The sequence below is a fragment of the Streptomyces sp. NPDC003300 genome (assembly GCF_040610915.1).
GTDB lineage: Bacteria > Actinomycetota > Actinomycetes > Streptomycetales > Streptomycetaceae > Actinacidiphila.
In genome coordinates this window covers 265,683-280,772 of sequence record NZ_JBEXNE010000002.1, presented here as the reverse complement: position 1 = coordinate 280,772, position 15,090 = coordinate 265,683, and the positions used below count along the sequence as shown (strand labels likewise).

General features: G+C 72.9%; 11 protein-coding genes. 7 read left to right on the top strand and 4 right to left on the bottom strand.

Annotated elements, in window-relative coordinates; translation table 11 throughout:
• Positions 1-357: 357 nt before the first annotated feature.
• The 4 genes from ABZX65_RS03750 to ABZX65_RS03735 all read right to left on the bottom strand — a co-directional run bounded on the left by ABZX65_RS03750 (position 358) and on the right by ABZX65_RS03735 (position 6,018).
• Positions 358-2,760 (bottom strand): DUF3488 and transglutaminase-like domain-containing protein, encoded by a 2,403-nt coding sequence (locus tag ABZX65_RS03750; RefSeq protein ID WP_355334140.1) that lies wholly within the window; start codon positions 2,758-2,760, stop codon positions 358-360.
• Positions 2,757-4,280, bottom strand: a complete 1,524-nt coding sequence (locus tag ABZX65_RS03745) for a DUF58 domain-containing protein (protein ID WP_355334138.1) — start codon at positions 4,278-4,280, stop codon at positions 2,757-2,759. The genes ABZX65_RS03750 and ABZX65_RS03745 overlap by 4 nt, the downstream gene beginning before the upstream one ends.
• Positions 4,280-5,302 (bottom strand): MoxR family ATPase, encoded by a 1,023-nt coding sequence (locus ABZX65_RS03740; protein WP_188283215.1) that lies wholly within the window; start codon positions 5,300-5,302, stop codon positions 4,280-4,282. The genes ABZX65_RS03745 and ABZX65_RS03740 overlap by 1 nt, the downstream gene beginning before the upstream one ends.
• A 152-nt stretch (positions 5,303-5,454) precedes the next feature.
• Positions 5,455-6,018 (bottom strand): carbonic anhydrase, encoded by a 564-nt coding sequence (locus tag ABZX65_RS03735; protein ID WP_355334136.1) that lies wholly within the window; start codon positions 6,016-6,018, stop codon positions 5,455-5,457.
• Between the two features lie 290 nt (positions 6,019-6,308).
• On the opposite strand from ABZX65_RS03735, the gene mraZ reads away from it, so the two are divergent.
• The 7 genes from mraZ (at position 6,309) to mraY (ending at position 15,070) form a co-directional block, all read left to right on the top strand.
• Positions 6,309-6,740: a division/cell wall cluster transcriptional repressor MraZ gene (gene mraZ / locus ABZX65_RS03730; protein ID WP_355334133.1), complete on the top strand. Its 432-nt coding sequence runs from the start codon at positions 6,309-6,311 to the stop codon at positions 6,738-6,740.
• A 198-nt stretch (positions 6,741-6,938) separates the two neighbouring features.
• Positions 6,939-7,916 (top strand): 16S rRNA (cytosine(1402)-N(4))-methyltransferase RsmH, encoded by a 978-nt coding sequence (rsmH, locus tag ABZX65_RS03725; protein ID WP_355334131.1) that lies wholly within the window; start codon positions 6,939-6,941, stop codon positions 7,914-7,916.
• A 356-nt stretch (positions 7,917-8,272) separates the two neighbouring features.
• Positions 8,273-8,743 (top strand): cell division protein FtsL, encoded by a 471-nt coding sequence (locus ABZX65_RS03720; RefSeq protein ID WP_355334129.1) that lies wholly within the window; start codon positions 8,273-8,275, stop codon positions 8,741-8,743.
• A 66-nt stretch (positions 8,744-8,809) separates the two neighbouring features.
• Positions 8,810-10,936: a penicillin-binding protein 2 gene (locus tag ABZX65_RS03715; RefSeq protein ID WP_355334127.1), complete on the top strand. Its 2,127-nt coding sequence runs from the start codon at positions 8,810-8,812 to the stop codon at positions 10,934-10,936.
• A 2-nt stretch (positions 10,937-10,938) separates the two neighbouring features.
• Entirely contained in the window at positions 10,939-12,552 is a 1,614-nt protein-coding gene (locus ABZX65_RS03710) for a UDP-N-acetylmuramoyl-L-alanyl-D-glutamate--2,6-diaminopimelate ligase (protein ID WP_355334124.1), read from the top strand.
• Complete coding sequence (gene murF, locus ABZX65_RS03705) at positions 12,549-14,009, top strand: UDP-N-acetylmuramoyl-tripeptide--D-alanyl-D-alanine ligase (RefSeq protein ID WP_355334122.1); 1,461 nt, start codon at positions 12,549-12,551, stop codon at positions 14,007-14,009. The genes ABZX65_RS03710 and murF overlap by 4 nt, the downstream gene beginning before the upstream one ends.
• Positions 14,006-15,070 (top strand): phospho-N-acetylmuramoyl-pentapeptide-transferase, encoded by a 1,065-nt coding sequence (gene mraY / locus ABZX65_RS03700; protein ID WP_188282125.1) that lies wholly within the window; start codon positions 14,006-14,008, stop codon positions 15,068-15,070. Before murF ends, mraY begins: the two co-directional genes overlap by 4 nt.
• Positions 15,071-15,090 lie beyond the last annotated feature (20 nt).

Below are 15,090 nucleotides of genomic sequence, written 5' to 3'. Positions count from 1 at the left end.
CGTGCGGCGAGCCGATCCCTGAGGGTCGCGGCCCCTGAGGCCGTGCCGGCGCGAGGCGTGTGCCCCGGAAGGGCGCTGGGGGGCACCTCCCAGCGTTAGCTGGGGGAGGAACCGCGCGGTCCGCCGCCCGCCGCGCTGAGGAACCGCGCGGTCAGCGGCGGACCGCGCTGAGGAACCGCGCCGTCCGCCGCCGGCCGCGCTCCCGCAGGTCACCACCCGCTCCGGCGGGGCAGTCCGGTCGTTCCCGGACCACCGGCCCCTGGGGGCGGGCGCGCAGTTCCTCCCGCCCCTGACGGGGCCACGCCCCGCGCGGACAGCGCAGCCCCCTGAGGGGCGCCCCACCCGCGCGGTGGTGACTCACGCCTGGCGCGCCAGGCGCCTCCTCAGCGGAGCGACAAGGCGATGCCCGGCCTCGGACAGACGGAGAGTGACCGCGGACCACCGGTCAGAAAGCTGCCAGATCACCCGGGCGGAGGAACGCGGCAGAAGCACCGCCCGAAGGCGACCGTGGCGCCCGGCCGCCGCGTGCAGGCCCTCGCGGACGTGCCGGACATCGGCCGGCAACCCGGTGACCGGCTGGGGCCTGGGCGAGTAGAGCACCTGCTCCACCGCCGTGGCCAGGGCGCCCGCGGAGACCGCGGCCTGGCCGGTCAGACCGCCGTCCTGGACCAGCCGGGCCATCGCCCGCCGCGGGGTCTCGGAGTCGTCCGGCGGGACGCCGTAGTCCCAGCCGGTGTCGACCACCTCGCGCCAGGCGGACAGGGCGAGCCCTTCGGCCCTGTCCCGTCCGCCGCCGAGCCGTCTGGACCGCTGTCGGCGCCGCCAGAGCATGGGCAGCAGCGGGACGGCCAGCACCAGCAGCGCGAGCAGCGTGAGCACGGCGATCCTGCCGCCGCCGAACCCGCCGCCGCCGGAACCGCCGGAAGCGGCCACCGCCGTGTTGTCGCAGGAGCTCTGCGCCCGGTTGTCGCTGCCGCAGCTCGCGCTCGCCGACGGCGTCGGGGTCGGCGTCGTCGCCGTGCCGTGCTGTCCCTGGTCGGCGGGCTCGTTGGTGCCCGAGGGCGTCGTGGTCTGGGTGTACGAGGGGGCCGTGCCCCGGTACGGGGTCGGCTCGAAACGGGTCCAGCCGATGCCCTCGAAGTACAGCTCGGGCCAGGCGTGCGCGTCCTTGAGGCCCACCGACATCGTGCCGTCCGAGCCCTGCTGCGAGCCGGGGGTGAAGCCGACCGCCACCCGCGCCGGGATGTGCAGCGTGCGGGCCATCGCCGCCATGGTGAAGGCGAAGTGGATGCAGAAGCCTTCCTTGGTGCGCAGGAACCGCGCTATGGCGTCCACGCCGGTGCCCGACTGCGCCTTGGTGTTGTAGACGAACGCGCCCGAGGTGAAGTACCGCTGGAGCGCCAGCGCCTTCTCGTAGTCGTTGTTCGCCGACTCCGTCACCTGCTGCGCGGTCTGCGCGACCACCTTCGGCAGCGAGCCGGGCACCTTGGTGTACTCCTCGGCGACCCGTCCGGTGGCCGGGGGCGCGGCGGCGAGCTGCGCGGCCGTCGGCTGCACCTGCATGCTCGTGACCGAGTACGTCAGACCCGAGGTGTTCTGCCCGCGGTCGCCGATGATCGTCCGGCCCTCGGGCTCGAACCGCCAGTGCCCCGACACGTCGACGCCCAGCGCCGGGAAGGGCATCGGCAGCCAGCCCTGCGCGTAGCCGTCGTCGACCTTCACCGTCGTCTGGACCTTGGAGTACTTCACGTCGGAGGCCATGCCCGCGGGCTGCGGCAGCACCGACGGGATGTCCTCGATCTTCCGCTTCGACGGCTGCCACTGCGTGCCGTCGAACTGGTCGAGCGCCACGATCCGCAAGTACATGCTGGACAGATCGGTGGAGTTGGTCCGGTACGAGAGGACTTCGCGGTTGTCCTGCTGGTTGAGGTTGTCCTGGAGGGCCACCACCGGGTTGACCGCGGAGATCGTGCCGCCGCGCCCCGGTCCCGTACCGGTGCCCGAGGTGTCCAGCAGGCCGCTGCCCAGCGACGGCAGCACGGCGGGCGCGACCAGGGCCAGGCCCAGCGCCATCACGCCGATCCTGCGGCCGGTGCGCACCGGGGCCAGTGCCCGGCTGCCGGAGGCCGGGTTGGCGGAGCCGCCCCAGCCGTTGGCCGGCGGACCGCCGCCGAAGACCCGGCCCCAGCGCGAGAGCCGGTCCCGGCCCTCGGCCAGGAGCAGCAGCAGGTAACCGGCGGCGGCGACCACGAAGTACAGCCACTGCGCACCGCCGTTGGACAGCCCCGCGGCCACCGAGTACAGCGCCAGCAGCGGAAGTCCCGCGGGGGCCGCGCTGTTGTACGTGACGGCCAGCGCGTCCACCGCGAGCGCGACCACCAGCACACCGCCGACCAGCAGCATCCTGATGCCGGGGGTGACCGGCGCCGGGATGGCGAACTGGCTGACGTCGGTCAGCCCGTCGCGTACCAGGTCGCTGAGGTGGACGAAGGCGTTGGGACCGGGGATGACGCCGCCCAGTGCCTGGTGCGGCGCGAACATCACGGTCAGCACGAGCAGTGAGACCACCGCCTGCGCGAGGACGGTCAACGGCCGGGCCAGCGGCACCCGTCGGGCCAGCGCGCCGACCCCGGACTGGAGTGCCACGAAGAGCACGGCCTGGAACATCCAGCCCGCGGGGGTGGCCAGCGGCAGCAGCGAGCAGGCGGCCATCACGGAGGCGGCCGCCGCACACACCGTCAGCCGGGCACGTCCGCTCATGTTGTGGCCCCTGCCTCTTGCTGTTCCTCGCGTGAGCGGTAACGGTCGGCCCGCTGCCACAGTTCCGGCAGAGAGTCCCCGGCGCGTACCGACAGCACCGTCCAGCCCGCCTCGCGGAGCATCCGCAGCGGTGTCGGGGTGTCGTCGTCCTCGGCGCCGGTCTCCCGCGCGCCGTGCTCGGCCGGGGGCTCCGACCTGGCGCCCGGCTCGCGGGCCGTCCAGTCGTCGCTGTCCAGGACGAACGCGACGGCGCCGCCCGCCCGTTGCCGCATCCGGCCGACGTTGGCCGCCTGCTCCTCGTCCAGGTCGCCGAGGAAGGCCACCAGCAGGCCCTCGTGGCTGGACCGCAGCACCTCGTAGGCGCGGGACAGGCCGTCGCTGTGCGCGGCGTCGGGGCCGGAGCCGGAGCCGGGCGACTGCGCCAGGTCGTCGGAGTGGTCGACCACGGCGAGGGTGTCCAGCAGGACGCCCGCCATGTCCGAGGAGTCGCCGACGTAGCCGCCGGTGCCCTCGGGGCCGGGGACGCTGCTGCCGGTGTCGGTCAGCAGCCGTACCGCGAAGCCGCGTTCCAGCATGTGGGTGGAGACCGAGGCGGCGGCCGAGACCGCCCACTCGAACGCCGAGTCGGGGCCCGCGCCGTAATAGGCGGAGCGCCGGGTGTCCAGCAGGACGGTGCAGCGCGCGCGGTGCGGCTGCTCCTCGCGGCGCACCATCAGCTCGCCGTACTTGGCGGTGGAGCGCCAGTGCACCCGGCGCAGGTCGTCGCCGTGCCGGTAGCCGCGCGGGATGACGTCGTCCTCGCCGGCGAAGGCCAGCGCGCGGGTGCGGCTCTCGCCGTAGCCGTTGGCCTCACCGGCCAGGCGTACCGGCGGCAGCGCCTCGACGCGCGGCACCACGGTGAGGGTGTCGAACGCGCTGAAGGAGCGGGTCAGTTCGCACATGCCGAAGGGGTCGGTCAGCCGCAGTTGCAGCGGGCCGAGCGGGTAGCGGCCCCGCAGGTCGGAGCGGACCCGGTAGGACACCTCGCGGTGGCCGCCGGGCTCCACCCGGTCCAGTACGAAGCGCGGGCGCGGGCCGAGCACGTACGGCACCCGGTCCTGGAGCATCAGCAGTCCGGTGGGGATGCGCGAGACGTTGTCGACCCGCAGGTGCACGCGGGACTCCGACATGGCGGGCACCCGCGACGGGGCGAGCCGCCTGCTGCCCGCGACCCGGTAACGGGTGCGGTACAGGACGGCGACGCAGACCAGCGGCAGGATCGCCAGCAGCAGTCCGACCCGCAGCAGGTCGGGCTGGCCGAGCACGTAGGCGCATATCCCGGCGGCGACCCCGGCCGCGACGAAGGACCGGCCCCGGGTGGTGAGTCCGCCGAGCGCGGTACGGAATCCGCCGCTCGCCTGCTGCGGCCCCGCGGCGCCCGGCTGGCCGCCCTGGCGGCCCTGCGCCGGACCGCGCTGCGGCTGCGGCGCGGGTTGCGGCGGTCGGGTCGGCGGCGGGGTCCCGGCGCCGGGCGTCGCCATCACAGGCCCCGCAGGCCCTGCGGGCGGGCGGACGGCTTCTGCGGCCAGCCGCCGGCCGCCGGGTCGGGCACCGGGACGCGCTGCACGATCTCGGCGACCACCTGTTCGGGGGTGCGCCGGTTCAACTGCGCCTGCGCGGTGGGCAGCAGGCGGTGCGCCAGTACGGAGGAGGCCAGGCCCTGCACGTCGTCGGGCAGCACGTAGTCCCGGCCGTCCAGCGCGGCGGAGGCCCTGGCGGCCCGCACCAGGTGCAAGGTGGCGCGCGGCGAGGCGCCGAGCCGCAGATCGGGGTGGTTGCGGGTGGCGCCGACCAGCGTCACCGCGTACCGCCGTACCGGCTCCGAGACATGCACCATCCGTACGGCCTCGACGAGCTTGACGATCTCGTGGGCGTGCGCGACGGGCTGGAGGTCGTCGAGCGGCGAGACACCGCCGTGCACGTCGAGCATCTTCAACTCGGCGTCCGGGCTGGGGTAGCCGATCGAGACCCGGGCGGTGAACCGGTCCCGCTGCGCCTCGGGCAGCGGATAGGTGCCCTCCATCTCCACCGGGTTCTGGGTGGCGATCACCATGAAGGGGCTCGGCAGTTCGTACGTGGTGCCGTCCACGGTGACCTGCCGCTCCTCCATCGACTCCAGCAGCGCCGACTGGGTCTTGGGCGAGGCGCGGTTGATCTCGTCGCCGACCACGATCTGCGCGAAGATCGCGCCCGGCTTGAACTCGAAGTCCCGCCGCTGCTGGTCGAAGACGCTCACTCCGGTGATGTCGGACGGCAGCAGGTCGGGTGTGAACTGGATGCGCCGTACCGAACAGTCGATCGACCGTGCCAGGGCCTTGGACAGCATCGTCTTACCGACACCCGGCACGTCCTCGATCAGCAGATGTCCCTCGGCGAGCAGCACCGTCAGTGCGATGCGGACGACTTCGGGCTTGCCCTCGATCACGTTCTCCACACTGCGGCGCACCCGGTCAGCGGTCGTCGTCAGATCGCTCAGGCTTGCTCGTGCGTCAAAGGTCGTCACCCGGTACTCCTCGGCCATGTTCCTCGGGACACGGTCATCCCTGGACCGGCCCACCCCACTTGCGTGCCGCTCGTGCTCGCGCCGGGCGAGGCAGTGCGGTGCCGCACGATGCATTCTTCCCTTACGCGGCACCCCACGTCACTCGCCTGCCGTTACTTGTTCGTGATTTCCCGGAGTAGACCAGTGTGCACGTCGAAGACGAACCCGCGCACGTCGTCGGTGTGCGCGAGGAAGGGCGAGGTGCGCACCCGGTTCATCGACTGCCGGACATCCTGGTCGATATCGGTGAACGCCTCCACCGACCAGGTCGGCCGCTGGCCGACCTCCCGTTCCAGTTCGGTGCGGAAGTCCTCGGTGATGCTCTGCAGGCCGCAATTGGTGTGGTGGATCAGCACGACGGAGCGGGTGCCCAGCGCGCGCTGGCTGATGGTGAGGGAGCGGATGGTGTCGTCGGTGACCACGCCGCCCGCGTTGCGGATGGTGTGGCAGTCGCCCAGCTCCAGGCCGAGCGCCCGGTGCAGGTCGATGCGGGCGTCCATGCAGGCCACGACGGCGACCTTCAGAACGGGCCTGGCATCCATGCCGGGGTCTTGGAACGCGTCGGCGTAGCGCTGGTTGGCTGCGACGAGCCGGTCGGTAACGGACGCGGTGGCGGTGTCTCCGGAGCGGCCGCTGACGTCGGTCGGCGCTGGGGAACCACTGGCAGATATCGACATGTCTCTGACGGTACGGCTCCGGGTGCCGTTCCACCTGCTGTGAGTTCCCACGAAATTTCGGCTCAAAAAGGATAAGCATCGGCAATTCCACGATGTGTGAGGTAGCCCACACGCCCTCCGGGGCTCACCGGAAAGGGGTGACGCGAGGGGACGTGAGGGGTGACGCGAGAGGACGCGAGGGGTGACGCGGAGGCCGCGGGGGACGTGACGCGCCCGGCTCCGCTCTGCGTTGACCGTGGGGGCCGGTGGAGTAAAGTGGCGCGAAGTGGTGCCGTCTGCTGGAGGTGTGCATGTTCCTCGGGACGTACACCCCGCGGCTCGACGACAAGAACCGGCTGGTGCTGCCCGCCAGGTTCCGCGAGCAGTTCGCCGACGGACTGGTGATCACCAAGGGGCAGGAACGCTGCTTGTGCGTGTGGTCGGTCGACGGCTTCAAGGCCGCCACCAGAAGCCTGTCCGACGCCCCGCTGACCTCGAAGGGCGCGCGGGACTACTTGCGCGTGCTGTTCGCCGGGGCGCATGACGAGGTCCCCGACAAGCAGGGCCGGGTCACGGTGCCGCAGCCGCTGCGCGCCTACGCCGGGCTGGTCAGGGACTGCGCGGTGATCGGCGCGGGCAGCCGGGTGGAGATCTGGTCCGCGACCGCCTGGGAGGGCTATCTCGCGGCCCAGGAAGACACCTTTTCGGCCCTGTCCGAGGAGGTTCCGCCCGGATTACTGTGAGCGCGGCCCGACCGGTCCGCGCCCCGGCGCACCTGCGCGCACCCCACGCTTGACTCCGTACCACCGCGCGGACGTACGGCCCGGCCTCCTCCCGCTCTGCCGCTCCGCTGGCACCACTTCCCCGGTGCCAGGGGAACGTTTCCTTTCGAGCGGGCGGGGACCCGGTTCTACGTCCCTCGTACCGCCGAGAAGGGCCCCATGAGCGACACCACCCCCGCGCAGCCCGAGCCGCGCCATGTGCCGGTCATGCTCCGGCGCTGCCTGGACCTGCTGGCCCCCGCGCTCGCCGAGCCGGGCGCGGTCGTCGTGGACGCCACCCTCGGCCTCGGCGGCCACAGCGAGGCGCTGCTCAGCACGTTCCCCGCCGCCCGGCTGGTCGCGCTCGACCGCGACACCGAGGCGCTGAAGCTCTCCGCCGAGCGACTCGCGCCCTTCGGCGACCGCGCCACCCTCGTGCACGCGGTCTACGACGAGCTGCCCGACGTCCTGGACCGGCTCGGCATCGTCCGCGTCCAGGGCGTCCTGTTCGACCTCGGCGTCTCCTCCATGCAGCTCGACGAGGCCGGCCGCGGCTTCGCCTACGCCCAGGACGCGCCGCTGGACATGCGGATGGACCAGACCACCGGGATCAGCGCCGCCGAGGTGCTCAACACGTATCCGCCGGGCGACCTGGTGCGCATCCTGCGCGCCTACGGCGAGGAGAAATTCGCCCGCAAGATCGTGGACGCGGTGGTGCGCGAGCGGGAACGGGAGCCGTTCAGCAACAGCGCGCGCCTGGTGGAGCTGATCCGTACGGCGCTGCCGCAGGCCGCGATGCGCACCGGCGGCAACCCGGCCAAGCGGACCTTCCAGGCCCTGCGGATCGAGGTCAACGGCGAGCTGTCGGTGCTGGAGCGCGCGGTCCCGGCGGCCGTCGGGGCGCTCGCGGTCGGCGGCCGGATCGCCGTGCTGTCGTACCAGTCGCTGGAGGACCGGCTGGTCAAGCAGGTCCTCGCGGCCGGGGCCGCCACGACCGCGCCGCCCGGCCTGCCGGTGGTGCCCGAGCAGTACCAGCCCCGCCTGAAGCTGCTCACCCGCGGCGCGGAACTGCCCACCGAGGACGAGATCGCCGAGAACCGGCGGGCCGCGCCCGCCCGGCTGCGCGGCGCCGAGCGGATTCGCGAGGACGCGCGGTGAGCCAGGACCGGCCGGGGGACCGGCGACGGCCCCCCGGCGACGACCGGGCACGCCGGGACCGGTCACCTGAGGGCCGGCCGGGCGACGACCGGGCACGCGAGGAACCGGCGCGCGGACGCACCCCGCGCGAGGACCCCGCCCGTGGCCGCCCCCCGCGCCAGGAACCGCCCCGTAAGCGGGCCGCCGGTCAGGAACCGTCCCGCGAGCGGGCCGCCCGCCAGGACCGGCCGCCGCGCCAGGACCGCGGGGAGCCGCGCCGCGGGACCGCGAGGGTGCCCAGGCCGCCGCGCGCGCCCGGCCTGTCCGTACGGCCGTCCGCGGGCCGCGGGTCCGCCCGGTCCGCAACCGCCGCCCGTATGCCGTTCGTCCTTCTTGTCGTGACCCTCCTCGCGGGCGGCCTGCTCTCCCTGCTGCTGCTCAACGGAGCGGTCAACCAGGACTCCTTCGAGCTGAACAAACTTCAAAAGGAGACCAACGGTTACACGGACGAGCAGCAGCAGCTCCAGCAGGAGGTCGATCAGTACGCGGCCCCCGGCGGCCTGGAACAGCGCGCCCGGCAGCTCGGCATGGTGCCGGGCGGCAACCCGGCCTTCCTCAACCCGGACGGCAGCGTCCGGGGCACCCCCGAGGAGGCCACGGCGCCGCCCGCGCCGCCGCCGACCAGCAAGGCGCCGTCGGCCCCGACCGGCACGCCCACCGCGACCCCGCCGAGCGGCACCCCGACCGGGTCGCCGACCGGCGCCCCCGGCACCACTCCTTCGGCCCCCACGACCCCCGGCGGCGCGCACGCCGCCGCCACGACCACTCCCACTCCTCCCGGCAGGTGACTTCGTGAAGCCTCAGCCACCCTCCCCGACCGCCCGTTCCCCGCGCCCCGCGCGGAGGGCCGGCCGGTGAGCGAGCCGAGACGACCGCAGCCGGGCCGCGCCCCGCGCCCCGGCGCGCCCCGCCCCCGCGCGTCCGGAGCGGGCAACGCGGGCGGCGCGGCGGCCGGAGCCGCAGGAGCCCCCGCGGGCCGGATTCGCCGCCCCCGCCCCGAAGGCGCCGCGCCCCGACCCGCCCAGCGCGCGGGCCAGCGGCTCGGCCAGCGCCCCGCCGCCCCCCGCCCGCGCCGCACCGCCCCGCCGCCGCGGGCCCCCCGCGGCCCCCGGCTGGTCAAGCTCGGCAGGCCCAAGCCCCGGCTGCGGCTGGTCGGCGTCGCCCTCACCCTGGTGATGGCCGCCTTCGTGATCCGGCTGCTCCAGGTCCAGGCCGTGGACGCCTCCACCTACGCGGCCAAGGCCGCGGTGAACCGCTGGGTGACCCACGACGTCACCGCCGACCGCGGCACCATCACCGACCGCTCCGGCGTCGACCTGGCCACGACCGTGGACGCGTACGACATCACCGCCGACCCGTATCTGTTCACCCCGGAACAGACCAAGACCAAGGACGCGCCGCTCCAGGCCGCCGAACTGCTCGCGCCGATCGTCGGCGGCGACCCGACGGCCATCGCCAAGGCGCTGGCCACCCCCAAGTCCCGCTACCAGGTGATCGCCCGCCAGCAGTCCCCGCAGGTCTGGAACCAGATCAAGGACCTGAAGAAGGCGTTCGCCGCCACGTACGCCAGGGGACAGGGCGCCAACGTGCTGGCCGGGGTCTTCAGCGAGACCCACACCAAACGCGTCTACCCCGGCGGCGACCTGGCCGCGGGCGTCCTCGGCTTCGTCAACAGCCAGGGCGTGGGCGGCGGCGGCCTCGAATCCATGCTCAACAAGGAACTCGCGGGCAAGAACGGCAAGATCCGCTACGCCCAGTCCGACGGCCGCCAGGTGCCCACCGCGGGCGTCCAGGAACACCCCGCCGTGCCCGGCTCCGACGTCGAGCTGACCCTGGACCGGGACATCCAGTGGGCCGCCCAGAGCGCGATCACCGCCCAGGTGCAGAAGTCCAAGGCCGACCGCGGCTATGTGATCGTCCAGGACTCCAGAACCGGCGAGGTGCTGGCCATGGCCGACGCCCCCGGCTTCGACCCCGGCGACCTCGCCCACGCCGACCCGCGCGCGCTCGGCAACGCGGCGATGCAGGACGCGTACGAGCCCGGCAGCGTCAGCAAGCTGATGTCGATGGCCGCGATCCTCGACACCGGCACCGCCACCCCCGACACCCGGGTCACCGTCCCCGGCACCCTGCCGCGCGCCGACCGGGTCTTCCACGACGACGTCGACCACGGCACCTGGTACCTGACGCTCAACGGCGTCCTGGCCAAGTCCAGCAACATCGGCACCATCCTGGCCAGCCAGCAGCTCGGCACGACCCAGCCGCAGGCCAACCGGGTGCTCTACTCGTACCTGAAGAAATTCGGCATCGGCGATCCCACCGGCATCGGCTTCCCCGGCGAGACACCCGGCATCCTGGCCAAGCCGCAGGACTGGAACGCCTCCCAGCAGTTCACCATCCCGTTCGGCCAGGGCCTGTCGGTCAACGCGCTCCAGGCCACCTCGGTCTACTCGACGATCGCCAACGGGGGCGTACGCGTCCAGCCCACGCTGATCCGCGGCACCACGGGACCCGACGGCCGCTACGTCCCCGCGGACCCGGCCAAGAAGACCCGGGTGGTCAGCGCGCAGACCGCCAAGACGCTCTCCACGATGCTCGAATCGGTCGTCGGCGACGAACAGGGCACCGGACTCCACGCGCGGATCGCCGGATACCGCGTCGCGGGCAAGACCGGTACGGCCAACCGGGTGGACCCGGAGACCGGCAAGTACAAGGGCTACACCTCGTCGTTCCTGGGCTTCGCGCCCGCCGACGACCCGCGCGTCACGGTCTCCTGCGTGATCCAGAACCCGACCAGGGGCAGCTACTTCGGCGGCTCCATCTGCGGCCCGGTCTTCAAGCAGGTCATGGAATTCGCGCTCAAGACGCTGAAGGTCCCGCCGTCCGGCACCAAGGCTCCCCATCTGCCGGTCGACTTCGACCCGGCCCAGCCCGCGACGCCGCCCGGCACCGCGAAGCCCGGCACGGACAAGGCGCGGTGATCATGAATTTTGGCTCGCACCCCGGCCAGCCCGGTAACCTCACCGCCGTGCCCAAAGCTGATCAGCCCACCCTCACCCAGCCGGGCGCGCCGCGCCCGACGCGTATCCGCCCCAAAACCCTGCACGAACTCGCGGAACTCACCGGACCTCTCGGTACGCGGGTGCCGGACGGCCCCACCGCGCAGGTCACCGGCATCACGCACGACTCGCGCGCGGTCCGCCCCGGTGACCTGTACGCGGCGCTGCCCGGCGCGCGCTTCCACGGCGCGGACTTCGCCGCGCAGGCCGCCGCCGCCGGAGCCGTCGCCGTACTGACCGACCCGGCGGGCACCGAGCGCGCCGCCGCCACCGGACTGCCCGTCCTGACCGTGGACGACCCGCGGGCCCGGATGGGCGAGCTGGCCGCCGCCGTCTACGACCAGCCGGGCGACGGCCTGCTGCGGGTCGGGATCACCGGCACGTCGGGCAAGACCACCACCGCCTACCTCGTCGAGGGCGGCCTGCGGGCCGCGCGCGACGGCGGCACCGGCCTCATCGGCACCGTCGAGACCCGGATCGGCGACGACCGGATCAAGAGCGAGCGCACCACACCGGAGGCCACCGACCTCCAGGCGCTCTTCGCCGTGATGCGCGAACGCGGTGTCGAGTCGGTGGTCATGGAGGTCTCCAGCCACGCCCTGGTGCTCGGCCGGGTCGACGGGGCGGTGTTCGACGTGGCCGTCTTCAACAACCTCAGCCCCGAGCACATGGAGTTCCACGCGGGCATGGAGGACTACTTCCAGGCCAAGGCGCAGCTCTTCACCCCGCGCCGCAGCCGGCTCGGCGTGGTCAACCTGGACGACGCGTACGGCCGCAGGCTGGTCGGCGAGGCCACCGTGCCGCTGGTCACCTTCTCCGCCGAAGGGCGGCTGGACGCGGACTGGCGGGCCGAGGACGTCGAGGCGGGGCTGCACGGCAGCACCTTCACCGTGCTCGGCCCCAAGGGCGAGCGGGTGGACGCCACCGCGCCGCTGCCCGGCCCCTTCAACGTCGCCAACACCCTGGCCGCGATCACCGCGCTGGCCGCCGCGGGCCTCGACCCGCAGACCGCAGCCGACGGCATCGCCGCCGTCCCCGGCGTCCCCGGCCGCCTGGAGCGGGTCGACGCGGGACAGCCGTATCTGGCGGTCGTGGACTACGCGCACAAGACCGACGCCGTGGAGCTGATGCTGCGCGCGCTGCGCAAGACCACCCGCGGCCGGATCCACGCCGTGCTCGGCTGCGGCGGCGACCGCGACACCACCAAGCGCGGGCCGATGGGCGCGGCGGTCGCCCGGCTTGCCGACACCGCCGTACTGACCTCCGACAACCCGCGGTCGGAGGACCCGCTGGCCATCCTCGCCGCGATGCTGAACGGCGCGTGCGAGGTCCCCGCGCAGCAGCGCGGACACGTCATCGTCGAACCCGACAGAGCCGCCGCCGTCGCCGCCGCCGTCGCACGGGCCGAGCCCGGCGACATCGTGGTGGTGGCGGGCAAGGGCCATGAACAGGGCCAGGACATCGCCGGAGAGGTACGCCCCTTCGACGACCGAGAGGTGCTGCGCGCCGCGATCGAGAAGGACCGACAAGCACTGTGATCCCCCTCACCCTCGCCGAGGTCGCACGCGCGGTCGGCGGGAGCACGCACGACATACCGGACACGGAAGTACGTGTCACCGGCCCGGTGGTCAGGGACTCCCGCGAGGTGGTGCCCGGCGCGCTCTTCGTGGCGTTCGCCGGAGCCAAGGCCGACGGCCACGACTTCGCCGCCGACGTGGTCGCGGCGGGCGCCGTGGCGGTGCTCGCCACCCGGCCGGTCGGCGTACCCGCGATCGTCGTGGACGACGTACAGACCGCGCTCGGCGCCCTCGCCAAGCACGTCATCGAGCGGCTGGGCGCCACCGTGGTGGCGCTGACCGGCTCCGCGGGCAAGACCAGCACCAAGGACCTCATCGCGCAGCTCCTGGAGCGGCACGCGCCCACCGTGTGGACACCGGGCTCGCTGAACAACGAGATCGGGCTGCCGCTGACCGCGCTGAGCGCCGACGAGCACACCCGGCACCTGGTGCTGGAGATGGGCGCCCGCGGTATCGGCCACATCAGCTACCTGACCGGACTGACCCCGCCGCGGATCGGCCTGGTGCTCAACGTCGGCAGCGCGCACATCGGCGAGTTCGGCGGCCGGGAGCAGATCGCCCAGGCCAAGGGCGAGCTGGTCGAGGCGCTGCCCGCGGCGGCCGAGGGCGGCATCGCCGTACTCAACGCCGACGACCCGCTGGTCCGCGCCATGGCCTCCCGTACCAAGGCGCGCGTCGTGTACTTCGGCGAGTCGGCCAGGTCGGTCGACGGCGTGGACGTCGAGGTGACCGCCGAGAATGTCCGGCTCAACGACCGGGGTCAGGCCGTCTTCACGCTGCGAACACCCACCGGGTGCGCCGAGGTGACCTTGCGCCTGTACGGTGAGCACCACGTGTCGAACGCGCTCGCCGCGACCGCCGTAGCCCGTGAACTGGGCATGCCCGTCGACGAGATCGCCACCGCGCTCTCCGAGGCCGGCACGCTCTCGCACTGGCGCATGGAGGTCACCGAGCGGCCCGACGGCGTGACGGTCGTCAACGACGCCTACAACGCGAACCCCGAATCCATGAGGGCTGCCCTGCGCACACTCGCAGCGATGGGCAGATCCACACAGGCGCGCGGGGGGCGCACGTGGGCGGTGCTCGGAAAGATGGCCGAACTCGGCGGGGAAGCACTCGTCGAGCACGACGCGGTGGGGCGGCTGGCCGTCCGGCTCAACGTCAGCAAGCTCGTGGCCGTGGGCGGTACCGAAGCCGCCTGGCTGCAAATGGGCGCCTATAACGAGGGTTCGTGGGGTGAGGAGTCGGTGCACGTGTCCGACGCGGAGGCGGCGATCGACCTGTTGCGCAGCGAAGTGCGCCCGGGGGACGTCGTACTGGTGAAGGCATCGAGGTCGGTCGGCCTGGAGTCCGTCGCCCTGGCGCTGCTCGAAGCCGACGGCTTCGACGGCTCGGCCCGTGAGGGTGCCGCCCTGTGAAGCAGATTCTCGTCTCCGGCGTCCTGGGGCTCTTCCTGTCGCTGGTCGGCACACCGCTGTTGATCCGCCTGCTGGCCCGCAAGGGCTACGGACAGATGATCCGGGACGACGGTCCGAAGGCGCACCACAGCAAGCGCGGCACGCCCACCATGGGCGGTATCGCGTTCATCCTGGCCACGCTGATCGCTTACGCGGCGACCAAGCTGATCACCGGTGACAAGCCGACCATGTCCGGCGTGCTGGTGCTCTTCCTCTTCGCCGGTATGGGCCTGGTCGGCTTCCTCGACGACTACATCAAGATCGTCAAGCAGCGCAGCCTCGGCCTGCGCGCCAAGGCGAAGATGTCGGGCCAGCTCATCGTCGGCATCGCCTTCGCGGCGCTCGCGCTGAACTTCAAGGACTCCCGCGGCCAGACCCCGGCCTCCACCAAGCTGTCGTTCACCACCGACTTCGGCTGGTCCATCGGCCCGGTGATCTTCGTGGTCTGGGCGCTGTTCATGATCCTGGCGATGTCCAACGGCGTGAACCTCACCGACGGCCTCGACGGCCTGGCCACCGGCGCCTCCACCATGGTCTTCGCCGCGTACACCGTCATCGGCGTGTGGCAGTACGGCCAGTGGTGCGGGGCCCCGGTCAGCGCCAACGGCGCGTGTTACGAGGTCCGCGACCCACTCGATCTCGCGGTGGTCGCGGCGGCCCTGATGGGAGCCTGCTTCGGCTTCCTGTGGTGGAACACCTCACCGGCCAAGATCTTCATGGGCGACACCGGCTCCCTGGCCCTGGGCGGCGCGCTCGCGGGCCTGGCGATCTGCTCCCGCACCGAGATGCTGCTGGCCATCCTCGGCGGCCTCTTCGTCCTGATCACGATGTCCGTGATCATCCAGGTCGGCTCCTTCCGGCTCACCGGCAAGCGGGTCTTCCGGATGGCGCCACTCCAGCACCACTTCGAACTCAAGGGGTGGAGCGAAGTCCTGGTCGTGGTCAGATTCTGGATCATCCAGGGCATGTGCATGGCCGTCGGACTCGGCATCTTCTACGCGGGCTGGGTGGCCGCGTCGTGACGACCGATTACCCGGCGTCC